Here is a 24,476-nt window from a genome sequence, read left to right on the forward strand (position 1 = left end):
CGTTCCGATGCGATTGATTCCAAACCTGTTGGCCGCCGCGCTGGCCCTGTCGTCGGTGCAGGCCATGGCCGCCGCTGACCTGGTGTTGTTCAACGGCAAGGTCTTTACCGCCGAACCCGGCCAGGCACTGGTGCAGGCTGTTGCGGTGCAAGACGGCAAGATTCTGAAAGTGGGCAGCGATGCCGAAATCAATGCCCTGGCCGATGCCAAGACCCAGCGCATCGACCTGGCGGGCAAAGTGTTGATGCCGGGCATGATCGACACCCACAGCCACCCGGTCTCGGGCGCTTTCGACAGCATGAAGGCCAACCTGCTGGACGAGGTCAAACCCTTGCCGGAACTGGAGCAATGGTTGATCGAAGAGGACAAGGCCGGACGTGCCCGCTCCGGTGATGTGATCAGCGTGGCCGGGGTCAGTTCGGCCTACTGGGAGAAAAGCCGTGAGCTGGGCAAGGTGTTCAACCAGGGGCGCTGGGCCGATCAGCCCATCGTCTTCAGCGGCATCGACGGGCACACCGGTTGGGCCAACAACGCGATGCTCAAGCGCCTGAACATCGACGCGGCGCTGGTCAAGAGCCTGCCGGAGAAAGAACGCGGCTACATCGGCCATGAAGCGGACTTCACGCCGAACGGCTACTTTGCCGAATCCCGCTGGGACGTGGTGCGCAACGGTATTCCGGCGCCTACCCCGGAGGCCATGCTCAAGGCCGCTCGCGAGGCGGTGAAGATCAACAATCAATTCGGCGTCACCGCTTGGATGGACGCGGCGGCGAACGGCGGCAGCGAAGATTCGCTGTTCGATTTCCATGCCACCGCGGAAAGTGTCGGCGTGCTGCCGCTGTACAAGGAGCTGGCGCAGAACGGCGAACTCAGTGCCCACGTCGCCGCGTTGATGGTCACCAATCCGAAGAGCAAGCCTGCCGACCTGGAAGTGATCGCCACGGTGATGAAGCAGTTCGAGGGCGTGCCTAACCTGACGTTCCCCGGCATCAAGGTGTTTGTCGACGGCATTCTTGAATTCCCCGGGCAAACCGCAGCGGTCATCGTACCGTTCAAGAACAGCCATAAAAATGGTCAGTTGCTGACCGACCCGGCGCACTTTGGCGAACTGGTGGTGGCGGCGGAAAAACGCGGCTGGATCGTGCACATGCATGCCGTCGGCGACCGCGCGGTGCGTGAAGCGCTCAATGGCGTGGCGTATGCGCGCAAGCTCAGCCCGACGCCCGTGCCCCACAGCATTGCGCACCTGCAATTGGTCAACCCCAAGGAGTTTCCGCGCTTCAAGCAACTGGGCGTGATCGCCTCGATGCAACTGCTGTGGGCCACCGGCGAGTCCTACACCGTCGAACTGGTCAAACCCTACATCAGCGCCTTTGCCTACGGTTACCAGTATCCCGCGCGGTCCCTGCATAACGCCGGCGCGACAATTGCAGGTGGCAGCGACTGGCCGGTGTCGAGCGCCAACCCGTTCAACGCCATTGCCCAGGCCAGCACACGCAAGGGGCCGTTGGGCGTACTCAATGCCAAGGAAAGCATCGACCGCCAGACCATGTTCTACGCCTACACCATCAACGCGGCGAAAACCCTGCGCCTGGAGCAGCAGATCGGTTCGCTGGCACCGGGCAAGCAGGCTGACCTGATCATCCTCGACCGCGATGTGTTCAAGGTCAGCGATGACGACCTGTTCGAAACCAAAGTCCTGAACACCTTCTTCGCCGGCAAGCAGGTCTACGCCCCCGCGTCCTGACCTGCGAACACCCAGCACCCGCAAAAACCAGCCAGCCCCTCGTAGCGCGAGGGGCCTGGCATCGCCATGCCTGAAATTCCCCGTACGCCATAACAACAAGAGAACTGTATGAACGCACTTTCAGCATTGACCCTCGCGACACTGGCATTGATTCCCCTGAGCAGCCAGGCCCTGACCCTCAACGATGATTTCAGCCTGGAAATGACCCTGGGCGTCGTCAGCGATTACCGTTCCCGGGGCATCTCGCAAACCCTGGGCGATCCGGCGGTACAGGGTGGCGCAACGCTGCTGCACAGCAGCGGCCTGTACATCGGCGCCTGGACCTCCAACGTGGATTTCGGCGGCGGCTTCGACACCCGGCAGGAGCGTGAGTACTACGCCGGTTACTACTGGCAGGCGACGGACGCGATCAGCCTGGACCTGGGTTACATCAAGTACGACTACCCGAAAAATTCCGAATTCAACCTCAGCGAAATCTACGCCGTCCTCGACCTGTACGGTGTGAAGCTGGGTGCCTATTACTCCAAGGACACGCCGAACGTTTTCGGCGAAGACCAGGACACCCTCTACACCTACGTCGGCTACAAGTTCACGCTGCCGGCCGAAGTCGGCCTGGAGTTGCGCGTGGGACGCAACGACGTGAAAGACCCGGCTTTCTGGTCCGCCAACGGCGACAACCGCGAGGCCTACTACGAGTGGGAGGCCAAGTTGACCCGTGATTTTGTTGGCGTGACCTGGGGCCTGAGCTATGTCGACACCGACCTGACGAAGAGTGAATGCAGTGGCTGGTATGGCTATAACGACCTGTGCTCGGCCACGGTCGTTGCAAGTGCCACCAAGACCTTCTAAGTTCAACCCCGACAACAAAAACAGCTCCTCAAAGGAAACATCGTCATGAGTGCGCAACGCAGTCCCCTGGTCGAGACCCGCTCGATCGATTTCATTCCCGAGGCTGAACGACACGGCAGTCTCTACAGCCAGTTCACCCTGTGGCTCGGCGCCAACCTGCAAATCACTGCCATCGTCACCGGCGCCCTGGCCGTGGTGCTGGGCGGCGATGTGTTCTGGTCGCTGATCGGCTTGCTGATCGGGCAAGTGCTCGGCGGTGCCGTGGTGGCGCTGCACGCGGCGCAAGGGCCGAAGCTCGGCTTACCGCAGATGATCTCCAGCCGAGTGCAGTTCGGCGTGTATGGCGCGGCCATCCCGATTGTCCTGGTGTGCTTGATGTACCTGGGTTTCAGCGCCACCGGCGCGGTGCTGTCGGGGCAGGCGATCGCGCAGTTGATCAGTGTCAGTGACAGCACCGGCATCCTGATTTTCGCGGCGTGCATCGCGTTCCTGACGATCTTCGGGTATCGGGTGATTCACCTGGTCGGGCGTGTAGCCAGCGTGCTGGGCATCATCGCCTTCGCCTACCTGTTCACCCGGTTGATGACCCTCAACGACATCGGCCTGCTGCTGGACAATCGTCATTTTGCCTGGAGCACCTTCCTGCTGGCGGTTTCGCTCTCGGCGTCCTGGCAGATCGCTTTCGGCCCCTACGTGGCAGACTACTCACGCTACCTGCCGAGCAAGACTTCGTCGTGGAAAACCTTCACCGCCGTGGGCCTCGGCACAGTGCTGGGGGCTCAGACTTCGATGGTGCTGGGGGTGTTCGCCGCCGCACTGGCCGGGGCGAATTTCCGTGGGCACGAAGTGGCGACGATTGTCGGCCTGGGCAGTAGCGGTGTGATCGCGTCCTTGCTGTACCTGAGCATTGTGTTCGGCAAGGTCACGGTGTCCACCCTCAACGCCTACGGCAGTTTCATGTGCATCGCCACCATCATCAGTGGCTTTCGTCGTCGCCTGGAAATCACCGCCCGCCAGCGCATGCTGTTTGTGCTGCTGATCGTCGCGGCGTCCACCGCGCTGGCATTGTTGGGGCAGTACTCGTTCCTCAACTCGTTCAAGTACTTCATCCTGTTTTTGCTGACGTTCTTCACCCCGTGGAGCGCGATCAACCTGGTGGATTACTACTTCATCAACAAGGAGCGTTACGACATCCCGGCGCTGTCCGACCCGAACGGGCGCTACGGTCGCTGGAACGTGCTGGGGATCAGCGTGTACGTGATTGGTGTGTTGATCCAGTTGCCTTTTGTCGACACCCATTTCTACTCTGGGCCGATGGTTGCGCAACTGGGCGGCGTGGATATTTCCTGGATTGTCGGGCTGCTGGTGCCGGGTGTGATCTATTACGCGCTGGCCAAGCCGTCGATGAGTGGCGTGGTGGTTGAGCGAGGTTAATACCAGCATTTGTGGCGAGGGAGCTTGCTCCCGCTGGACTGCGCAGCAGTCCCATTTTTTGGGGCCGCTTCGCGCCCCAGCGGGAGCAAGCTCCCTCGCCACAGGATCAGCGTTTACAAGTTAGCGCTTCGGCAGTTTCCAGCGCTCACGCAACTGCTCGTACTGCGCTTCAGGCAGTTGCACCAGCACCGGGGATTTGCCCGGGTCCAGCCAATCGAACAACCGCGCGATATCCGCCGGGTCCATGGCCGTACAGCCACGGGTCGGCGCCGTGGGGCCGCGCCAGATGTGGAAGAAAATGCACGAGCCGGCAGCGGGAGTGGCCGGGGTGTTGTGCTGGATGACGATGCCTTGGCGGTACAGCTCATCCGAGCGGCGCATCCGTTCGGAGCTGTTCCAGTCCTTTTCGACGACCGCTCCGTCGACCAGTTCGTTGTAACGCGTGGATTGGCTGTCATCCACGCATTCGATGGTCGGTGTCAGCGACAGATAGGGCAGGCGGGTTTCGGCCGAAGGCGCGTAGCCAAACGCCGTGCCCAGCTTGAACATTCCAGCCGGCGCCTTGCCATCGCCTTCCTGTTTGACCGGCCCTTCAGGTTGCCCGATATCGAGCAGCCCCTTGCCCCAACCCATGCCGTTCTTGCCGAGCACCACTGCAAAGGGCGCTTCGAATTTCTGCAAGGTCTGCCCGTGCCGTTCATAGCGCTGGGCTGTACCCTGGATGTCATCCCAGCCTTTACTGGTGACCACGATCAGTTGGTCGCTGCCGTCGAGTCCCTGGGCCATTGCAGCCAGCGGAAAAAGCAGCGCTAACAGGGTTTTGATCAGAGGCTTCATGGCTGCAGAGGCGTGATGGGGAAGTCCATGACGTCCGGCTTCTGCGGATTCCCGCTGTACGTGAAGTGCCACCACTCGGCCGAATAACCGACAAAGCCTTCCTTGGCCATGGCACTGGCCAGGCGCTGGCGATTGGCTTTGGCCGTGGCGTTGATCAGCGCCGAGTCGGTATGCGCCCGCTCATCGAAGCAATCGAAACCGGTGCCCATGTCGAGCGCGCCGTCGTGCCAGCGCTGGCCGTAAGGGGCGGTGCAATCCACCGGCGTAGCCGAAGGTGTCCAGCTGTCGGCGGGCAGGGCGTCGGGGCCGGTCATCGTCAGGTCGACGGTGTTGCCCCGGGAATGATTGGACACCCGGGCCACATACCCCAGACGCCAGAAGTCTTGCTTGTCGACCCGTGGATAGAACTCGGTCTTCAGCGGGTCACTGGGGTCGGTGGCGAAGCGGCCCATGTCCGCCACCGCACGCTTGGGTCGATAGCAGTCGAATACCTTCAAGCCGTAGCCTTCGGCTTTCAGTGAGCTTTGCACTCGGGCTAACGCTTTCGCAGCATCCGCCGACAGCAGGCACTCCGCCGCCTGGTAACCGTCGAGCGGATGCCCGGTGAAATTGTGCGCGCTGGCGTAGCGGATGTCCTGCTCGATGCCCGGGTCGACGCTGCGCACATACACCATGTGCCCGGGTTTCGACTCGTTGGCCATGCACGGCGTGGCTAGGCTCAGGCACAGCAACAACAGACAGGGTGAACGCGACATCGGAAACGGCTCCATGCATGACCAGTCATTCCATCATGGCTTGAAACCGTCCGTACCTCCATGAAGTTGTTGATCGGCGTGATAGGACGAACGCACCAGCGGCCCGGACGCCACGTTCTTGAAACCCATGCGCGTACCTTCCTCGGCGAACCAGGCAAAGGTGTCCGGGTGTACGAAGCGCTGCACCGGCAAGTGACTGCGCGAGGGTTGCAGGTATTGGCCGAGGGTCAGCATGTCGATGTCGTGCTCGCGCATGCGCTGCATGACCTCGATGACTTCCTCGTCGGTTTCGCCAAGGCCCAGCATCAGGCCGGATTTGGTCGGCACATGCGGCACCGCTTGCTTGAACTTTTGCAGCAAGTCCAGCGACCACTCGAAGTCCGAACCCGGCCGCGCGGCCTTGTACAGGCGCGGTACGGTTTCCAGGTTGTGGTTGAACACATCCGGGGGCTCATTGGCGGTGATCGCCAGGGCCACGTCCATGCGTCCGCGATAATCCGGCACCAGGGTTTCCAGTTGAATGCCGGGCGACAGCTTGCGGATTTCCCGCAGGCAATCGACAAAGTGTTGGGCACCACCGTCGCGCAAATCGTCGCGGTCCACCGAGGTGATCACCACGTACTTCAGGCGCAGCTCGGCGATGGCCACGGCCAGGTTCATCGGTTCGTTGACGTCCAGCGGCTTGGGCCGGCCATGGCCGACATCGCAGAACGGGCAGCGACGGGTGCAGATGTCGCCCATGATCATGAAGGTCGCGGTACCACCGGAGAAACATTCACCGAGGTTCGGGCACGAGGCTTCTTCACAAACGCTGTGCAGCTTGTGCTTGCGCAGCAGCTGCTTGATCCGGTCGACCTCGGGAGAGATCGGCATGCGCACGCGAATCCAGTCGGGTTTGCGCGGGAATTCATCCGTGGGAATGATCTTCACCGGAATCCGCGCAACCTTTTCCGCGCCGCGCAGTTTGGTGCCGATTTCCACTTTCGCCGGGCTCTTGCCGGTCGATTCGACAATGGCATTCATCGTTATTTCCTTGTGCAACAGCCGCAGAACCTGTGGGAGCAAGCCCGCTCCCACAAGGGGTTTTGTGTTGTGTGCTCAGTCGCGGTAGACCGGGAAGTCCGCGCACAGGGCAGCGGCTTGGCGGGCGACATTGGCCTCGATATCGGCATCGCCCAAGTGATCGAGGATGTCGCAGATCCAGCCGGCCAGGGCGATGCTCTGCGCTTCCTTGAAGCCACGGCTGGTGATCGCCGGCGTACCGATGCGCAGGCCGGAGGTCACGAACGGCGATTGCGGATCGTTGGGCACGGCGTTTTTGTTCACAGTGATGCCGGCGCGACCGAGGGCTGCGTCAGCGTCCTTGCCGGTCAGGCCTTGGCGGATCAGGCTGACCAGGAACAAGTGGTTATCCGTGCCGCCGGACACCACGTCATAACCGCGCTCGATAAACACCTGCGCCATGGCCTGGGCGTTACGGATCACTTGTGCCTGATAAGTCTTGAATGCTGGTTCCAGCGCTTCCTTGAAACACACGGCCTTGGCGGCGATCACGTGCATCAGCGGGCCGCCCTGACCACCGGGGAATACCGCGGCGTTGAGCTTCTTCTCCAGCTCCGGGTTGGCCTTGGCCAGAATCAAACCGCCGCGCGGGCCGCGCAGGGTCTTGTGGGTGGTGGTGGTGACCACATCGGCGTAGGGCAGCGGGTTCGGGTACAGACCGGTCGCCACCAGCCCGGCGACGTGGGCCATGTCGACGAAGAAGTACGCGCCGACCTTATCGGCGATCTGGCGGAAGCGGGGGAAGTCCAGGGTCTTCGAATAGGCCGAGAACCCGGCGATGATCATCTTCGGCTTGTGCTCGACCGCCAGGCGCTCGACTTCGTCGTAGTCGATCAGGCCCGTGGTGGTGTCGATGCCGTACTGCACGGCGTTGTACAGCTTGCCGGAAAAACTCACCTTGGCGCCGTGGGTCAGGTGACCGCCGTGGGCCAGGCTCATGCCTAGCACGGTGTCGCCGGCTTGCAGCAGGGCCAGATAAACCGCGGCGTTGGCCTGGCTGCCGGAGTGCGGCTGGACGTTGGCATAGTCGGCGCCGAACAGTTGCCTGGCGCGGTCGATGGCCAGTTGCTCGACCACATCGACATGCTCGCAGCCACCGTAGTAACGCTTGCCCGGATAGCCTTCGGCGTACTTGTTGGTCAGGCCACTGCCCTGGGCTTGCATCACCCGCTGGCTGGTGTAGTTTTCCGAGGCGATCAGTTCGATATGGTGTTCCTGCCGCGCATCCTCGGCGTTCATCGCCGCCAGCAGTTCGTCGTCATAGCCTTTGATCTGGTCGTGTTTGCTGAACATGGTGTGGTCCTTTTTCGGATTCGGGAAATGCCCAGGGGGCTTCAAGCGTCGGCGTGTTCTGCGGTCAGGCGTTCATAGGCGTCTTGATCCAGTAAATCGCCCAGCGCCTCGACATCGACCGGTTTGAAGCGAAAGAACCAGCCTTCGCCCAATGGGTCTTCGTTGACCAGTTCCGGGGTGCTCTCCAGCGTCGCGTTGATCTCGACCACTTCACCGTCCAGCGGCATGCCGATACTGCTGGCGGCTTTCACCGATTCCAGCACCGACACTTCAGCGCCTGCATCGAAGGCGCCCAATTCAGGCACTTGAACGAACACCACATCCCCCAGCGCCTGCTGGGCAAACGCCGTGATGCCGACGGTGACCAGGCCATTGCTCTCAAGGCGCAACCATTCGTGATCGACGGTAAAACGCAATTGGCTCATATCAACTCCTTATTGTTTTAAGGCTCGTGGCGGGGCGACGAGCGGGGTTGGAGGAGTGATAGCAAGGGCGGTGCCAAGGTTTTTTATTTGTTTTAAATCAATTGCTTGAAGTTATTTTATTAAGTGCGAGAGATTTCATCCGTATTGAAATCAATACAGACAAGCAGGGCTGTGGGCGCAGACGCCGTAAATGCGGGTAGGAAAGGTTTTGTCTTGATTTCGCTACGCTGTATCGATTTGAAGACGGAGAATTCAGCAACAACACTGATCCCCTGTGGGAGCGGGCTTGCTCGCGAATGCAGTGTGTCATTCACCATCCATGTTGTCTGACACGACGCCTTCGCGAGCAAGCCCGCTCCCACATTTTGCCTGCGTGAGGCTTACGGTTTGTTGGGAATGCCGTACTTGCGCAAGCGAATGGCGATGGCGCTATGGGACGTCTGCAACCGCGCCGCCAGCAACCGACTGGACGGATAGCTGCGATACAGCTGTTCCAGCAGGTTTTTCTCAAAGTCGCCAACGGCCTCTTCCAGGCTGCCGACTTCGCCGTCGTTTTGCCGTTCAACGGCGGTGCGGGCGATGTCCAGGTCGTCGATGTCCACCAGCGGGTTTTCGCAAATCGCCGCCGCGCGAAAGATCACGTTTTGCAGTTGCCGCACGTTGCCCGGCCAGCGGTTGCCGAGCAGGGCGCTGAAGGTGCTCGGTGCCAAACGACACGTCGGTCGCTGGATCTGCGCGCAGGCCTGTTGCATGAAGTGATTGGCCATCAGCAGGATGTCGTGACCGCGCTCGCGCAGCGGCGGCACTTGCAGGTTGAGCACGTTGAGGCGGTAGAACAGGTCTTCGCGAAAACGCCCTTCGGCGACCATTTTTTCCAGGTCGCGGTGGGTCGCGCTGAGCACCCGCACATTGACCCGGACCTCTTTGTCGCCACCGACCCGGCGGAAGCAGCCATCGCTCAAAAAACGCAGCAACTTGGCTTGCAGGTAGGGCGACATTTCCCCCACTTCATCGAGGAACACCGTGCCCTGATCGGCCAGTTCCAGCAGGCCGAGCTTGCCGCCCCGTTGCGCGCCGGTGAAGGCGCCGGGGGCGTAGCCGAACAGCTCGCTTTCGGCCAGGCTCTCCGGCAGTGCCGCGCAGTTCAGGGCCAGAAACGGCGCGTCGTGCCGTGGACTGATCGCGTGGCAGGCGCGGGCCACCAGCTCCTTGCCGGTGCCGGTTTCACCCTGGATCAGCAACGGCGCATCGAGGGCCGCCACCCGTTGGGCGCGGGCCTTGAGCGCACGGATCGGCGGCGATTCGCCAAGCAGCGCATCGAAGCCTTCGGCATGGTCATGGTGCAGCGCCGACAGGCGTTCACCGATGCGATTGGGTTGATACAGGGTGAGCAGGGCGCCGGCGTCGGTGATCGGCATCGCGTCGAGCAGCAGCGTTTGGCCACCGAGGCTGACCTCGTGCATCGGCAGGCGGAAATGCTGAGCGATCAAGGTGCGTTGCAAATCGGCATCGTCGAACAGCGCGGTCAGCGATTCACCGGCCGGTTCGCGGCCGCAGAGGGCGATCAGCGCCGGGTTGGCCAGCAGCACATGGCCGCGGTCATCCACCGCCAGCACCGGGTCGGAACTGGCTGCCAGCAACGCGTCCAGTTGCAGGCGCCGGCGTTGCCCTGGAAGGATGTCGACCATGGTCACCGCTTGCACGCCGTGCACGCCGAAAAGCGCCTCGCGCAACTCCTCCAGCACCTCGGCGCCGAGGGTCGGCGCATCGATGTAGACGTTCGGCGGCACCATCTCCACGGCGTCCAGGTTGAAACTGCGTCCACCGAGCAGGGCCAGCACTTCCTGGGTGATGCCGACGCGGTCGATGAAGGTGACGTGGATGCGCATGACGGGCCTGCAAGGTTGATGAACCGAATCAGTATGCCCGGCAAAATTTGAATTTGGCGAGTGTCACATCACGGCTTGCCGGTTTTACGGGTGCTGGCGGCCAGGTCCTCGAGGAACGCCTGGAGGATCGGTGGCGGTGCCGTGCCGCGTCGGGTGATCACGTCGAACGGCGACTTCAGGCGCAGGCTCGCGGGTGCCAGTTGATGCATCTCGCCGCTCTTGACCCACTGGGCGGCGAAGTGTTCAGGCAGAAAACCCAGGTAGGCGCCGGAAATGATCAGGATCGCGGTGGCTTCGATGTTGTCCACGGTGGCGGCCGCCTTGCTGACGCCCAGGTGTTCGAGGTCGTATTGCTGCATGTAGCCGCGCACGACGATCCGCCCGGCAGCGACTTCTTCGAGCAGCTCCTCACCTTCGGCGTGGCTGCCGTACAAGGGGTGACGCCGGCCGCAATACAAGCCCAGGGCTTCCTGGTACAGCGGTGATTGCAGCAGGCCCGGCACATGGATCGGAAAGTGCCCGATGGCCAGGTGCAGGCGACCGTCGAGCACCCGTTCTTCCAGTTCCGCCGGGGTGCCGACGTACACGTTCAGGTGCACGTCATGGCCCCGTGAGACGAAGCGCTGGGTGGTGCGCGGGATCGGCGAGTCCGGGTCGGTAATCGTGGTGTCGATGATCCCCAGGTTGAGCTTGCCGCTGATGTGCTGCTTGAGCACGTCGGCGTCCATGCAGAAGTTTTCCACCGCCGACAGCAGGCGCTGGGTGGCTTCATGAATGGCCACCCCTTGTTCGGTCAGGCGAAAGCCGCTGCGCCCGCGCTGGCAGAGCTTGACCCCGAGGCGGGTTTCCAGGTGGGTCATCTGTTCACTGATGGTCGATTGCCCGGCATTGAGCGCCGCCTGCGCGGCCGAGAAACCGCCGCAGCGGACAATCGTGGCAAACACCCTGAGCAGTTTCAGGTCGACATCGTGCAGCTGGATCATCTTGGACCTCCGGCATGGGGATGCATCGGGAATACCGATATGAGTATCTGATGTTTAGCATTTTTTCCACGAAAACCTGCGCCCATAGTCTTTCCAACGGCGGTCGCCTTGCAGTCCGCCAAGCCGATAACAAGAAGTGGAGAGGCTAGAAATGTCGAACAACGGTTATGAATCCGGTCGCCTGAACCTGCCATTCGTAGGTCATTGCACCTTTGGCAAATCCCCGGTGTGCACCGATTGGGATGCACTGGATGCCGACGTCGCGGTGCTCGGCGTGCCCAACGACATGGGCACCCAGTGGCGCTCCGGCGCACGCTTCGGACCACGCGGGATTCGCGAAGCATCGACGCTGTTTTCCTTCGGCCACGCCGGCGCCTACGATCACGAAGATGACGTGATGTACCTCACCGCATCGGACGTGCGCATGGTCGACGTCGGTGATGCCGACATCGTCCACACCGACATGGCCACCAGCAACAAGAACACCGAATACGCCGTGCGCAAGATCCTCGATGCCGGCGTGATGCCGGTGGTGCTCGGCGGCGACCACTCGGTGCACGCGCCAGTGATCAAGGCCTTCGAAGGCCGCGGCCCGATCCACATCATTCACTTCGATGCGCACCTGGACTTCGTCGACGAACGCCACGGTGTTCGCTACGGCCACGGCAACCCGCTGCGCCGCGCCTCGGAAATGAACCACATTGTCGGCATGACCCAGATGGGCATCCGCAACGTGTCGTCGTCCAACCGCGACGACTACGAAGCGGCTCATGAAGCCGGTTCGAAAATCCTCTCGGTGCGTGACGTGCGTCGCCTTGGCGTCGAGGGTGTGCTGGCGCTGATCCCGCAGGACATCAACTACTACATCACCATCGACATCGACGGTTTCGACCCGTCCATCGCCCCCGGTACTGGCACCCCTAGCCACGGTGGCTTCCTCTACTACGAAGTGCTGGAAATCATCCAGGCCCTGGCCAAGCGCAGCAAAGGCAACATCGTCGGCATGGACCTGGTGGAAGTGGCACCGGTCTACGACCCGACCGGCATGACTTCGATCCTCGCCGCGCAACTGCTTCTCAACAGCATCGGTTTCATCTTCCACGAGCGTGGCAAGGTGCGGGCCGCCGCCGAGAGCGAATCGACTCCAGCCTGATCATCGAAACCACATAAACCCGGCAGGCCCTGACTGCCGGGCAGAGAGAACAAAAATGGACACGATCGTCAAAAGTTACCTGCAGAAATTCGGCGTCAGCGAAGCCACCCAGACCTTCCTCAGCAAGGTTCAGAAAATGTTCATCGGCGGCGCATGGGTCGAAGCCAGTGACGGCCAGACTTCCGATGTGATCGAACCCTCGACCGAAGGCCTGATCACCCGCATTCCCATGGGCACCACCGAGGACCTGGACCGTGCCGTACAAGCCGCCCGCGCCCAGTTCGACGGCGGCGCCTGGCGCCAGGCCAAACCAGCCGAACGCGAGCGCATGATGCAGCGCCTGGCCGACCTGATCGAGCAGAACGCTGCTGAACTGGCGGAAATCGAATCCATCGACATGGGCAAGTCCGTGGCCTTCGCCAAGGACGTGGACATCCAGGGCACCGTCGATACCCTGCGCTACTTCGCCGGCTGGGCCACCAAGCTGCACGGCCGTACCGTTGAACCTTCTCTGCCGGGCAATTACCTGGCCTATACCCGCAAGGAAGCGGTGGGCGTAGTCGGCGCCATCGTGCCGTGGAACTTCCCGCTGCAAACCATGGCCTGGAAGCTCGGCGCGGCGCTGGCGACCGGTTGCACCGTGGTGGTCAAGCCCGCCGAGCTGACTTCGCTGTCGGCCCTGCGGTTCGCTGAACTGGTGCAGGAAGCGGGCATCCCCGACGGCGTGATCAACATCGTCACCGGGCGCGGCAGCGTGGTCGGTGCGGCCATGGCCACCCACCCTGGTATCGACAAACTGACCTTCACCGGCTCGACCCCAGTGGGCCAGACTGTCGGCCGCGCAGCGCTGGATGACATGAAGCGCCTGACCCTCGAACTCGGTGGTAAATCACCGGTCATCGTCTGCGCAGACGCCGACATCCCGGCCGCCGCCCAAGCGGTCGCGAATGGCGTGTTTTTCAACTCCGGGCAGGTATGCGACGCCGGTACACGGGCCTATATTCATAGCAGTGTCTACGACGAATTCCTGCGCGAGCTGATCGCCTACACGCGCACCCTGAAAATGGCCCCGGGCCTGGATCCTGATTGCTTCATCAGCCCGCTGGTTTCGGCCCTGCAAAAGCAGCGCGTGACCGAGTACATCGAAACTGGCAAGGCCGAAGGCGCCGAACTGGTCTACGGCGGACAACCGGTCGATGGCCCTGGCTTCTTCGTCGAGCCGACCATCTTCGCCAACTGCCGCAACGACATGCGCATTGTCCAGGAAGAAATCTTCGGCCCGGTGCTGGTCACCGCACCGTTCGACGACGAGGAAGAAGCGCTGGCCCTGGCCAACGACTCGCCCTACGGCCTGGCGGCGGCACTGTATTCCAACGACCTGGGCAAGGTGCACAGCCTGATTCCACGCTTGAAAGCAGGCTCGGTCTACGTCAATGCCCACGGCACCCTCGATCCGTCGATGCCGTTTGGTGGCTACAAACAGTCCGGATTCGGCAAGGACCTGGGCGCCGAGCAGCTCGATTACCTGCTCGAAACCAAGGCGGTGTGGATCACGCTGCCAAGCTGACGCCACCCCTTGTGGGAGCGGGCTTGCTCGCGAAGAGGCCGGCACATTCGACATCTATGTTGCCTGCGCCCCGGGAGTCGTTCACCCGAAAGAACGCGGTTATCTCGTCATGATCTTCCAACAATAAGAGTCCATCATGAACACTAACGCCAAGTCCGCCCCGAGCGTGTCCAGCCTCGACGAAAAATCCGTCGTCGAGGGGCATTCGATTGATTTCATCCCCGAGAACGAGCGCACTGACAAGCTGGCCAGTCAGGGCCCGTTCTGGTTCCTCGGCAATTTCACCTTCTTCACCATGACCATCGGCTTCGTTGGCCCAAGCGTCGGCCTGACCGCGCTGTGGACCACGCTGGCCGGTACGCTGGGCATCATGTTCGGCACACTGTTCATGGCGTTTCACGGCTCCCAGGGCCCGCACCTTGGCTTGCCGCAGATGATCCAGTCCCGTGCGCAGTTCGGTTATCGCGGGGTGATCCTGGTGCTGCTGGCGACGCTGTTCGTGTTCGCCGGCTTCAACATCGTCAACCTGGTGCTGATGATGCAGGGGCTGCATACGCTATTCGGGTTCAACCCGGCGGTGATCGCGGTGGCGGTGACCATACCGGCGGCGGTGCTGGCGATTCTCGGCCATGACTGGATGCACCGCAGCTTCAAATGGGCGTTGTACCTGTCGTTGCCGCTGTATGGCCTGGTGACCGTGGCGGTGGTGATGGGCTGGGTGCCGGATGCAGTGCTGCCGGCACTCGCGGAAGGCGAAGTGGCCCGGGAGCCGCTAGGTTTCAACTGGACCGGTTTCATCGCGCAATTTGCGGCGGCCGCCAGCTACAACATCGCCTATGCGCCTTATGTGTCGGACTACTCGCGCTACCTGCCGAAAAACACCTCCAGCGGCAAGCTGATTGCCGTGGTGTTCCTCGGGGCTTCGCTGTCCGGTGCGTGGATGATTTCCGTGGGTGGCTGGCTGGCCGATCACCTGCACTCCACTGACGTGCTGGTGGCCCTTGGGCAAGTTGGCAACACCGTGTCGCCGCTGGTGGGCACGGCGGTGGTGGTGGTCACCATCCTGGCGTTCCTGCCGGTGATCGCGATGAACATCTACAGCGCCAAGCTGACCACGCTGACCTGCGTTGACTCGATCAAGCACATCGAACCAACACGCAGGGCACGCATCCTGGCCATCGGCTTCGTGATCCTGCTGCAACTGGGCGTGGCCCTGAGCATCCAGAGTTCCGGCAAAGGCCTGTCGGTGCTGGGGATCTACCTGGTGGTGATGCTGTACTTCCTGGTGCCCTGGACCTCGGTCAACCTCACTGACTACTTCTTCGTGCGCAAGGGCCGCTACGCCATCCCGCACTTCTTCATGCCCCACGGCAACATCTACGGCAGCTGGGGACTGCGCGGTATCGCCGCCTATGCCATCGGTTTTATCTCGATGATCCCGTTCTTCTACATATTCGACGGCGTTGAACAACGCGAGGTGTATGTCGGCCCGCTCGCCAAGGCGCTGGGCAGCATCGACATCGCCTGGCTGGTCGGGCTGATCGTATCGGGCCTGGCGTACTACTGGCTGAGCCGCTCGATTGATCTGAAACGCGAAGAAGCGGTGATCCAGCAGATCGAGAAGAACTCCCCGCAATACACCACCGGTGACACGCTGACCCACAAACAGCAGCCACAGCCGGTATTCACTGAATCGACGGTCGGGAGATAGTCATGACCACGCAAAAAATGGCTACGCAAAAATACGACTACATCATCATTGGCGCAGGCTCGGCAGGTTGTGTGTTGGCCAACCGCCTGAGCGAAGACCCGGCCACCTCGGTGCTGGTCCTGGAATTCGGCGGCAGTGACAAGAGCGTAGTGATCCAGATGCCGAGCGCATTCTCGATCCCGATGAACACCAAGAAGTACAACTGGCGCTACGAGACCGAGCCGGAGACCCACCTCAACGGCCGACGCATTCACTGCCCACGGGGCAAGGTGCTGGGCGGTTCGTCGTCGATCAACGGCCTGGTGTACATCCGTGGCCACGCGCTGGACTTTGACGAGTGGGAATCCCTGGGTGCCGAAGGCTGGGGCTATCGCAACTGCCTGCCGTACTTCAAGCGCGCCGAGAGCTACGAGTCGGGCGGCGATAGCTATCGCGGGCAGACCGGGCCGCTGCACACCACCAACGGCAACCACATGAAAAACCCGCTGTACGGCGCCTGGGTCGAAGCCGGTGCCGAAGCGGGCTACATCAAGACCGAAGACTGCAACGGCTACATGCAGGAAGGTTTCGGTGCCATGCACATGACCGTGAAGAACGGCGTGCGCTGCTCCACGGCCAACGCCTATCTGCGCCCGGCCATGGGCCGTCCGAACCTGACGGTGATCACCCACGCGATGACGCGCCAGATCATTCTTGAAGGCAAGCGTGCGGTGGGGGTCATGTATGACCACGGTGGCCAGACTCACCAGGTGTATTGCAACCGTGAAGTGCTGATCTCGTCCGGGCCAATCGGCTCGCCGCACCTGCTGCAACGCTCCGGCATCGGCCCGGCGGACGTCCTGCGCAAGGCCGGGATCGGCGTGCGCCATGACCTGCCGGGGGTAGGGGAGAACCTGCAGGATCACGCCGAGGTGTACATCCAGTTCGGCTGCAAGGAACCGGTGACCCTCAACAACAAGATGGACCCGCTGAGCAAGCTGATGATCGGTCTGCGCTGGCTGCTGTTCAAGGATGGCCTGGGCGCCACCAACCACTTCGAGGCCGGTGGTTTCATCCGCTCCGAGAAGGGCCTGCGCTGGCCGGACATCCAGTTCCACTTCCTGCCGGCGGCGATGCGCTACGACGGCAACAAGCCGATCAAGGGCCATGGCTTCATGGTGCTGACCGGTCCGAACAAACCGAAAAGCCGTGGTTATGTGCGCGTGCGCTCGGCCGATCCGTACGAGCATCCGGAAATCCGCTTCAACTATCTGGAGCGGGAAGAGGACCGCGAAGGTTTCCGCCGCTGCATTCGCTTGACCCGCGAGATCATCGGCCAGAAAGCCATGGACCGCTTCCGCGACGGCGAAATCGCCCCGGGCGCGCAGGTGACCAGCGATGAAGACCTCGACGCCTTCGTGCGCGACAACCTGGAAAGCACCTACCATCCATGCGGTTCGTGCCGCATGGGCGAGGACGACATGGCGGTGGTCGATTCCGAATTGCGCGTGCGTGGCATCGCCGGTCTGCGGGTGATCGATTCGTCGGTGTTCCCGACCGAGCCGAACGGCAACCTCAATGCGCCGACCATCATGCTTGCTGAGCGGGCGTCCGATCTGGTGCGTGGCGCACAGATGTTGCCGTCAGCGGATGTGCCGGTGGGTCTGGTCGAAGGCTGGGAAAGCAGCCAGCGTACTTCGTTGCCAGGGCGTAATGTGCGCGTTTGACCGCAACCCGCAATCCAATGTGGGAGCCTAATGTGGGAGCGGGCTTGCTCGCGAAAGCGGTGGGTCAGTCACATCGATGTTTGATGTGCTGCCGCCTTCGCGAGCAAGCCCGCTCCCACAGGGGCCGCGGTGTTTTCAGGAAAATAGTGCGTCGCTGTTACGTCGCCATTGCTAGTCTGTAATTCCTTGAGACCGCAATGGAGCACCCTCATGGCTATTCAGGCCCTGCGCGCCGACGCATCGCACATCGACCAGATCGCCCCTTTGTTTGACGCCTACCGGATGTTCTACAAGCAGCCGTCGAACCTTTCGCAATCGCGCGCCTTCATCGCCGAGCGCCTCGCCCGGGATGAATCGGTGATATTTCTTGCCCAGGACAGCGACGGTGAAAACCTCGGCTTCGTCCAGCTGTTCCCGACTTTTTCTTCCATCGACGCCCATCGCACCTGGTTGCTCGGTGATCTGTTCACCACACCCGCTGCCCGGGGTAAAGGTGTCGGCACCGTGCTGATGAACACCGCCCGGGATTTCGCGAAGCTGGCCGGTGGCAAAGGCATGACCCTGGAAACCGCCACCGACAACCTCACCGCCCAGCGCCTGTATGAATCCCTGGGCTGGGTGCGCGACCCCGGTTACTACACCTATTGCCTGGATCTGAAAAAAGACTGAGTCAGCGATCCTTTCAGCCAAATACCGGCCGCATGAATGAACGCTCGTAGCTGAGGATGAATTTTTTCTCTTCGGCGTACTTGAACGCCGCGATACATTCCGGATCGTTCATCGACTGCTGCCGGTAATGCTCGTACTCCGCCAGGCTGGGGAAGGTGAACAGCGCCAGGGCGATGTTGTTGGCGCCCTCCGACGGCAAAAAGTAGCCGTGGTGCTGGCCGCCGAACTTTTCCACCAGGGGAATCCACAACTTGCCGTAGTGCTCGAATGCGTCGAGCTGGTAGGGATCGAGCACGTATTTCAGGTAGCAGGTCACCATTGTTTCGTTCCTTGATCAGGTTTTTAGGGCAGTCGCCACTGTAATCAACCGTGGGCGCCCGGCACAGCCGCTTGTTCGACATTGACCAGTAACTTTGCGCCAGAGGCATGCGCTGGCGCCGCCGCACTATTGGTTCAGTCAATAGTCACCATCAAGAATCGCAAGTTCTGTTTTTTGTGCAAAGGCGGAAAATTGCCTGCATTGAAAACGCTGCTCAAGGAACCTGCGCGATGAAAATCTTGACCCGACTGGCTGTGATTGCCCTGTTGCTGGGCAGTGTTGCATCCACCGCATCGGCCTTTGCCGAAGACGCACGCACCTGCCATCTGCCGCCCATCACCGCTGGCCAGGGCGGCTTGCAATACGGGCAGACGGTCGGGGTGCTGTACAGCGAAAACACCGTGGAAAACCTGCAATACCTTGAGCAATACCACTCGGTGGCCGTCAACGGTGCGAAGAACGCACTCGATGCGCGGATTCGCCAGGCGTTCGTCAACAGCTCCGATCCGCAACTGGCCATCGACTGGTTGATGAGCTCGCTGCACCACACCTTTGTGTCGGTGACCGTCTACGACAACCTCGAGGCCCTGGTGCAGGCGCACCCGGATGTGGTGGTGATGCTCGATACCCACAACCAGTTGCTGACCCAGCGTAACGACCGGGTCGAGGCGCGTTTCGCCGCGCGGTTCTACGACGCCAACCTGCAGTACATCGGCAAGGCCGAAGGTGCGGTGGAAAAACAACTGCCGTCGGTGTGGGTGCATGACAAGGCCGCCCCCGAGATTGCCGCGCAAATCGATCAGCAACGCGACCTGCAACTGACCGCGCTGAAACAGTTCGATGCGTCGTTGAAGGCGCTGGTAACGGCCGGTTTAACCGCAGCAACAAATTAATAACCCCGACGTCCATTGAGCGGCGGGCAACCCAATCCACCGTGGATTTCTATTCAGGACCTGATTCATGCGCACTGTTTTTGCCCCGAGCCTGGTATTCGCCTCGCTGCTGCTGGCCAGTTGTGCCACGCCGAACAATCCGACCATGACCTTGCACACCAGCAAGTCGCCCGAGGAGTACACCCATTGCGTGGTGCCGAAGTTGCAGGACGATGCGCTGGCGCCCACGGTATCGCAGACCCAGCGCAGCTACCGGATTGTCGTATCGAGCAAAGTGTCGGCGGACAACGTGCTTGAAACCTATAAAGCCTCGAACGGCGGCAAGGTGTTCCTGTACGAGCGCAAGCTGCTGGCCTCGGCGTTCGTGCCGTCGACGTTCGAACGTGCGGCGCAGGAGTGTTTGTAAGCAGAATTTCAGGCAAAAAAAAGCCACCAGAATTGGCAGCAGAAAGTTAAAGCACGCATTGAATGACTTGATTATGCCGCTCGGTTCATGACGATTCGATGACGGTTTGATGGCCATTCATCAGGATGCCGGTAATTCGCGGACTGCCGACTAATTGTGGTGTGGGTCAGATCTCCAGGCTGTGTCATCTCGGTGTCATCGAAGTAATGGCAAGATCCTCGCAATCCGTCTTGAGTGCCCGACGGCCGCCAGTCCGCCGGCAGATGAATGTGCAAGGAACCCCCCCTATGAAAGACGCCCCGCTGTTTGCCGCCATCGACCTGGGTTCCAATGCGTTTCGCCTGATGATTGGCCAATCGGTGAGACGGAACCAGCAGATGGTCATCCAGGAAGTGAAAACCCTACGTGAACCAGTGCGTCTGGCCGAAGGCCTGCAGGGCGGGGCGCTCGATGAGTTGGCGCTGGACCGGGGCTGGCAGGCGCTGGCGAGATTCGGCAAGAAGCTGCGCGGCTTTGAGGCCGGGCGGGTGCGGGCGGTGGCCACCAGTGCCGTACGCGAAGCGGACAACGCGCCGCTATTCCTGGCCAGTGCCGAACGCCACCTGGGCTTTCGCATCGACGTCATTTCCGGTCACGAAGAGGCGCAACTGGTCTATGCCGGCGTGGCCCACACTTTGCCGGCGCAAACCACGCGGCTGGTGGTGGATATCGGCGGTGGCTCCACGGAGATGATCATCGGCCGTGGCGACCAGCTGCTGGTCACCGAGAGCATTGCCATCGGCAGCGGCACCTTCGGTGCGCATTACTTCCACGGCGGGCGGATCGTTGCCGAAGCGCTGCTGGAGGCCGAACGCGCGGCCACCGTGCAATTCGAACGCATTGCCCGCCGTTACCGCGCCATGGGCTGGCAACAGGCTATCGGTTCTTCCGGGACGGCGCGGATGCTCGCCAAGGTGCTCAAGGCCAATGGCTTGAATGATGACGGCCAAAGCGGCATCACCTACGGCGGCCTGTTGCGCCTGTCGTTGCGCCTGCTGGAAGTCAAACATGTGAAACACCTCAAACTGGCCGGTTTGCCCACCCATCGCCTGAGCATTTTGCCCGGCGGCCTGGTGTTGATGCTGGCGGCGTTCAAGGTGTTCGGGATCACGCACATGATTGCGTCTGAACCGGGTTTGCGGTTCGGCGTGCTGCATGGATTGATGAGCAAACACTAAAGTCCGCCAGCCGAGGTAAACCCATGACCGCCCCCCGTCGCGTGCTGTTCGTCTGCGCCCGAAACGATGTCCGCTCACCGATGGCCGAAGCCCTGCTGCGCCACACCGATCCTGCCGACTTCCAGGCCTTCAGTGCCGGGCTCGAGGCCAGCGAGATCGACCCGCGCACGTTCGAATCCCTCGATCACATCGGCGTCGATGCCAGCGACTTGCGCAGCAAGTCCCTCGAGGATTTCGAAGGCCAAGCGTTCGACTACGTCATCACCCTGTGCGACAAATCCTCCGAAGAGGCCGCGCGCATGCCGTTTACCGCTGAAGTGATGGTCTGGAGCTTCGAAGACCCGACCACCAGCGAAAGACACGACCCGTTCCGCCATACCCTGCAGGAAATCGGCGACCGCATCAAAATGTTCGTCACCGTGAAAACCCGTCCCGTGCCCCAGGCGCCGTCAGTCAGCGATTCCTGAAAACCTCCGAACAGCGTCTACCCTCATCGGTCACAACCATCATGATGAGGGTGGAAACGGTGATGAAAACGGACAAGGTTGACTCAAACGAAGCCTCGGCGCTGATCGACGAACGAATCCGGGAACTGGCTGACTGGCGCGGCGAATCCCTGGCCCACATCCGCCAGATCATCCGCCAGGCCGACCCCGAAGTGATCGAAGAGTGGAAGTGGCGCGGCGTGCCGGTGTGGTCCCATGCCGGCATCATTTGCACCGGCGAGACCTACAAGCAAGTGGTGAAGATGACCTTCGCCAAGGGCGCTTCGCTGGACGATCCGTCGAAGCTGTTCAATGCAAGCCTTGAAGGCAATACCCGGCGTGCCATCGATATCCGCGAGGGTGAGCAGATCGATGAAAAGGCGCTGACGGCGTTGATTCAGGCGGCCATTGAGCTCAATACCTCCCGAACCCTGACCAAAAAGTAAGCTATGCACAAGACCCTGTGGGAGCGGGCTTGCTCGCGAAGAGGCCTTCACATTCACCATCGTAGGTGACTGGACTATCGCTTTCGCGAGCAAGCCCGCTCCCACAGGGATTGCGTCCATTTGACCACTTGGGATATCCCCGACCACCGTGTTCCAATAGCCATCCGGCAACACCCGACTGGAAACGGAACATGAAGAAAATCGCCGCCCTGACCCTCGCCCTGGCGCTCACCGCTGGCCTGCTCAGCACTCCCACCCTTGCTGCGGGCGATGTCCAGGCCGGGGAGAAAGTGTTCAAGCGCCTCTGCAGTGGCTGCCATCAGATCGGCGAATCGGCTCGCGCCTTCTTTGGTCCGCAGCTCAATGGCGTGATCGGTCGCCCCTCTGCCGTCACCACGGACTACGTGTATTCCGACGCGATGAAATCCGCCAACCTGGTCTGGGACCGCGAAACCCTGATCGCCTACCTTGAGGCGCCGAAAAAAGTCGTCCCCGGTACCCGCATGATTTTCTGGGGGCTCAGCGATCCGGAAAAAATCGAAGACCTGTTGGCCTATCTGCAAACTTTTCCGGCGCAGTAATCACTCGCTGGCCAGATTGTCGACCAGCCATTCGGTAAAGGCCCGCGCCATCGGGATGTTCTCGCTGTCGCGGTGGGTCAGCAGCGCCCAGTTCGGGCCGCGGATGGTTTGCTCCACCATCGGCTGCAACAGCCCGGTGGCCCGCGCCTGCCGACTCAGCAACTGGCTTACCAGTGCAATGCCGAGACCGGTGCAGGCCGCGTCGAGCAGCAAACCCGGATCGGAAAAATTCAGCCCCTGATCCATCTGCCCCACATCAATTCCCGATTCCACTGCCCAGTGGCTCCAGTCCATTTCCCGCTCGCCATGCAGGGTGGTGCGCTGCTGCGCCGGTACGGCCAGCAGGCTTGGATGGCACGCCGGGTAGAGGCGGTCGGCGTGCAGCACTCTGAAACTGCATTCGGCCTGGGAACTGATGTCGTCGCGCACCGCCAGGTCGATGGTCTGGCTGGCCATGTCCGGCACTTCATCGGTGCTGAAAATCCACAGATCGACCTGCGGATGCTGGCGACGGAAATCCCCCAGGCGTGGCAACAACCAGTGCCGGGCAAACGCCGGGGTGGTGTTGAGCACCAGTTGATTGGGTTTCTGATACTGCCCCAGCCGGCGAATGCCCACCGCCAGTTGCTGCAGCAACGCCTGGGTGGTGCTCAGCAGATCGTGCCCGGCATCGGTCAGGCTGACGCTGCGCCCGCTGCGATGGAACAGCGGTTGTTCCAGGTAGGCCTCAAGGCTGCGGATCTGCTGGCTGATCGCCGATTGGGTGAGGTGCAACTCGTCGGCGGCCTTGTGAAAACTGCCCAGCCGGGCGGCGGCTTCGAAGCCGCGCAGGGTGCTCAGGGGCGGCCAGTGCTTGAGCATATCGATAAGCTCCTCTAATCAGTTATCTGCAAAATCCATCGTTTGTTTGCCCGTTTTTCCAGCCGTAGCATGCATGCCAAGACCGCCAAGGCCGTTTTCATTGAACACAATGACTTAACTCAGAGGTGCTTGTCATGCAACACAACGAAATTCAAAACAGCGGTTGGACGATGCCGGCCGAGTGGGTCACCCACGCCGCCACCTGGATGGTCTGGCCGCACAACAAGACCCTTTGGGAGTCAGGCTGGCGGGTGACACTGCCACAGGTTCAAGAGGACTTCGCCCGCGTGGCCAACGCCATCGCCCGCTTCGAACCGGTGAAACTGGTGGTCGATCCTTCGGCCGTCGCCAGCGCCAAGGCCTTGTGCGGGCCGAACATCGAGTTGATCGAACTGGCGGTCAACGACAGCTGGTGCCGCGATTCCGGCCCGAGCTTCGTTTGCCATCCGCAGCAAGGCCTGGCTGGTGTGAGCTGGCGCTTCAATGCTTGGGGCGGCAAGTCGGCCCACGATCTGGACGAAAGCCTGGCCCGCCGTGCGCTCAATCATTTGGGGCTGGAGTGTTTCGGCACCACGCTGAGCAACGAGGGCGGCGCCATTCACGTGGACGGCGAGGGCTCGCTGATCACCACCGAGTCGGTATTGCTCAACCCCAATCGCAACCCGGGCGTGACCAAGGCCGAGATCGAAGAGATCTTCACCCGCCTGCTTGGCGTGAAGAAAACCATCTGGCTGCCGGGCGATCCGGACTACGTGACCGGCGACATGACCGACGGCCACGTCGACGGCGTGTGCGCCTTTGCCCGCCCCGGTGTGTTGCTGGTGGACGCCACCCACGACCAGAGCTCTGTGTACGCCGCAGTCGCACGGGAAAACCGTCGCGCCCTTGAACTGGCCACCGATGCCCAGGGCCGCAAGTTCGAGCTGATCGAACTCTATGAAGCCTCCGATGCGGTAGACACCGAGGCCGAAGTGTTCTGCGCCTCCTACACCAACTTCTACATAGCCAACGGCGCGATCATCATGCCGGCCTATGGCATCGATGCCGACAAGGTCGCTGCTGAAGTGCTGGCGCAGGCATTCCCCGGTCGTGAAGTGGTGCCAGTGCGGATCAACCACCTGGCCCATGGTGGCGGCGGTGTGCATTGCATCACCCAGCAACAGCCGGCCTGGCCGGTGCGGGGTTGAT

At 61.5% G+C, this 24,476-nt stretch carries 24 protein-coding genes; 15 read left to right on the forward strand and 9 right to left on the reverse strand.

Annotated features, from left to right (window positions below):
- The first annotated feature begins 7 nt into the window (after positions 1-7).
- The 3 genes from AC1DVE_RS04700 (at position 8) to AC1DVE_RS04710 (ending at position 4,030) form a co-directional block, all read left to right on the forward strand.
- Positions 8-1,747 (forward strand): amidohydrolase, encoded by a 1,740-nt coding sequence (locus tag AC1DVE_RS04700; protein ID WP_223454016.1) that lies wholly within the window; start codon positions 8-10, stop codon positions 1,745-1,747.
- Positions 1,748-1,855: 108 nt separating this feature from the next.
- Positions 1,856-2,596, forward strand: coding sequence for a TorF family putative porin (locus AC1DVE_RS04705; protein WP_223454018.1), 741 nt, complete (start codon positions 1,856-1,858; stop codon positions 2,594-2,596).
- Positions 2,597-2,641: 45 nt separating this feature from the next.
- Positions 2,642-4,030: a purine-cytosine permease family protein gene (locus AC1DVE_RS04710; protein ID WP_223454020.1), complete on the forward strand. Its 1,389-nt coding sequence runs from the start codon at positions 2,642-2,644 to the stop codon at positions 4,028-4,030.
- A 120-nt stretch (positions 4,031-4,150) separates the two neighbouring features.
- Here AC1DVE_RS04710 and AC1DVE_RS04715 read toward each other — a convergent pair whose 3' ends face one another.
- From AC1DVE_RS04715 to AC1DVE_RS04745, 7 genes are all read right to left on the reverse strand, one after another.
- Positions 4,151-4,867 carry a L,D-transpeptidase family protein gene (locus AC1DVE_RS04715; RefSeq protein WP_223454022.1) on the reverse strand — a complete coding sequence of 239 codons (717 nt, stop codon included), beginning with the start codon at positions 4,865-4,867 and terminating at the stop codon, positions 4,151-4,153.
- Positions 4,864-5,622 carry a M15 family metallopeptidase gene (locus tag AC1DVE_RS04720; RefSeq protein WP_477783793.1) on the reverse strand — a complete coding sequence of 253 codons (759 nt, stop codon included), beginning with the start codon at positions 5,620-5,622 and terminating at the stop codon, positions 4,864-4,866. Before AC1DVE_RS04720 ends, AC1DVE_RS04715 begins: the two co-directional genes overlap by 4 nt.
- A 33-nt stretch (positions 5,623-5,655) precedes the next feature.
- Positions 5,656-6,645: a lipoyl synthase gene (lipA, locus tag AC1DVE_RS04725; protein ID WP_223454025.1), complete on the reverse strand. Its 990-nt coding sequence runs from the start codon at positions 6,643-6,645 to the stop codon at positions 5,656-5,658.
- A gap of 75 nt (positions 6,646-6,720) precedes the next feature.
- Positions 6,721-7,977, reverse strand: a complete 1,257-nt coding sequence (gene glyA, locus AC1DVE_RS04730; protein ID WP_218496242.1) for a serine hydroxymethyltransferase — start codon at positions 7,975-7,977, stop codon at positions 6,721-6,723.
- Positions 7,978-8,018: 41 nt separating this feature from the next.
- Positions 8,019-8,402 (reverse strand): glycine cleavage system protein GcvH, encoded by a 384-nt coding sequence (gcvH, locus tag AC1DVE_RS04735; protein ID WP_008049323.1) that lies wholly within the window; start codon positions 8,400-8,402, stop codon positions 8,019-8,021.
- 380 nt (positions 8,403-8,782) lie between these two features.
- On the reverse strand, positions 8,783-10,291 hold the full coding sequence (locus tag AC1DVE_RS04740) for a sigma-54-dependent transcriptional regulator (RefSeq protein ID WP_223454027.1): 1,509 nt from the start codon (positions 10,289-10,291) through the stop codon (positions 8,783-8,785).
- 68 nt (positions 10,292-10,359) lie between these two features.
- Positions 10,360-11,274, reverse strand: coding sequence for a LysR family transcriptional regulator (locus AC1DVE_RS04745; RefSeq protein ID WP_150725973.1), 915 nt, complete (start codon positions 11,272-11,274; stop codon positions 10,360-10,362).
- A 151-nt stretch (positions 11,275-11,425) separates the two neighbouring features.
- Here AC1DVE_RS04745 and speB point away from each other — a divergent pair, with 151 nt between their 5' ends.
- The 5 genes from speB (at position 11,426) to AC1DVE_RS04770 (ending at position 18,080) form a co-directional block, all read left to right on the forward strand.
- Positions 11,426-12,427 (forward strand): agmatinase, encoded by a 1,002-nt coding sequence (gene speB / locus AC1DVE_RS04750; protein ID WP_223454028.1) that lies wholly within the window; start codon positions 11,426-11,428, stop codon positions 12,425-12,427.
- Between the two features lie 55 nt (positions 12,428-12,482).
- Complete coding sequence (locus AC1DVE_RS04755) at positions 12,483-13,994, forward strand: aldehyde dehydrogenase family protein (protein WP_223454030.1); 1,512 nt, start codon at positions 12,483-12,485, stop codon at positions 13,992-13,994.
- A gap of 136 nt (positions 13,995-14,130) precedes the next feature.
- A complete protein-coding gene (locus tag AC1DVE_RS04760) occupies positions 14,131-15,705 on the forward strand; it encodes a purine-cytosine permease family protein (RefSeq protein WP_223454032.1) in 1,575 nt (524 codons plus the stop codon).
- 17 nt (positions 15,706-15,722) lie between these two features.
- Positions 15,723-17,411: a choline dehydrogenase gene (gene betA, locus AC1DVE_RS04765; RefSeq protein ID WP_056723862.1), complete on the forward strand. Its 1,689-nt coding sequence runs from the start codon at positions 15,723-15,725 to the stop codon at positions 17,409-17,411.
- 210 nt (positions 17,412-17,621) lie between these two features.
- Positions 17,622-18,080: a GNAT family N-acetyltransferase gene (locus AC1DVE_RS04770; RefSeq protein ID WP_223454034.1), complete on the forward strand. Its 459-nt coding sequence runs from the start codon at positions 17,622-17,624 to the stop codon at positions 18,078-18,080.
- A gap of 13 nt (positions 18,081-18,093) precedes the next feature.
- Here AC1DVE_RS04770 and AC1DVE_RS04775 read toward each other — a convergent pair whose 3' ends face one another.
- On the reverse strand, positions 18,094-18,399 hold the full coding sequence (locus tag AC1DVE_RS04775) for an NIPSNAP family protein (RefSeq protein WP_223454036.1): 306 nt from the start codon (positions 18,397-18,399) through the stop codon (positions 18,094-18,096).
- Positions 18,400-18,629: 230 nt separating this feature from the next.
- On the opposite strand from AC1DVE_RS04775, the gene AC1DVE_RS04780 reads away from it, so the two are divergent.
- The 6 genes from AC1DVE_RS04780 to AC1DVE_RS04805 all read left to right on the forward strand — a co-directional run bounded on the left by AC1DVE_RS04780 (position 18,630) and on the right by AC1DVE_RS04805 (position 22,427).
- Positions 18,630-19,292 (forward strand): ATPase, encoded by a 663-nt coding sequence (locus AC1DVE_RS04780; protein ID WP_223454038.1) that lies wholly within the window; start codon positions 18,630-18,632, stop codon positions 19,290-19,292.
- 67 nt (positions 19,293-19,359) lie between these two features.
- Positions 19,360-19,698 carry a hypothetical protein gene (locus tag AC1DVE_RS04785; RefSeq protein WP_477783794.1) on the forward strand — a complete coding sequence of 113 codons (339 nt, stop codon included), beginning with the start codon at positions 19,360-19,362 and terminating at the stop codon, positions 19,696-19,698.
- A 287-nt stretch (positions 19,699-19,985) separates the two neighbouring features.
- Complete coding sequence (locus AC1DVE_RS04790) at positions 19,986-20,915, forward strand: Ppx/GppA phosphatase family protein (RefSeq protein ID WP_223454042.1); 930 nt, start codon at positions 19,986-19,988, stop codon at positions 20,913-20,915.
- A 23-nt stretch (positions 20,916-20,938) separates the two neighbouring features.
- Positions 20,939-21,382, forward strand: coding sequence for an arsenate reductase ArsC (locus AC1DVE_RS04795; protein WP_477783795.1), 444 nt, complete (start codon positions 20,939-20,941; stop codon positions 21,380-21,382).
- 62 nt (positions 21,383-21,444) lie between these two features.
- Positions 21,445-21,846 carry a DUF1801 domain-containing protein gene (locus tag AC1DVE_RS04800; protein ID WP_223533687.1) on the forward strand — a complete coding sequence of 134 codons (402 nt, stop codon included), beginning with the start codon at positions 21,445-21,447 and terminating at the stop codon, positions 21,844-21,846.
- A gap of 191 nt (positions 21,847-22,037) precedes the next feature.
- A complete protein-coding gene (locus tag AC1DVE_RS04805) occupies positions 22,038-22,427 on the forward strand; it encodes a c-type cytochrome (protein ID WP_223454048.1) in 390 nt (129 codons plus the stop codon).
- On the opposite strand, the gene AC1DVE_RS04810 is transcribed toward AC1DVE_RS04805, so the two are convergent.
- Entirely contained in the window at positions 22,428-23,288 is an 861-nt protein-coding gene (locus tag AC1DVE_RS04810; protein WP_223454050.1) for a LysR substrate-binding domain-containing protein, read from the reverse strand.
- Positions 23,289-23,422: 134 nt separating this feature from the next.
- On the opposite strand from AC1DVE_RS04810, the gene AC1DVE_RS04815 reads away from it, so the two are divergent.
- Positions 23,423-24,475: an agmatine deiminase family protein gene (locus AC1DVE_RS04815; protein ID WP_223454052.1), complete on the forward strand. Its 1,053-nt coding sequence runs from the start codon at positions 23,423-23,425 to the stop codon at positions 24,473-24,475.
- The last annotated feature ends 1 nt before the right edge of the window (position 24,476 follow it).

The organism is Pseudomonas sp. P4_B4 (assembly GCF_056402255.1).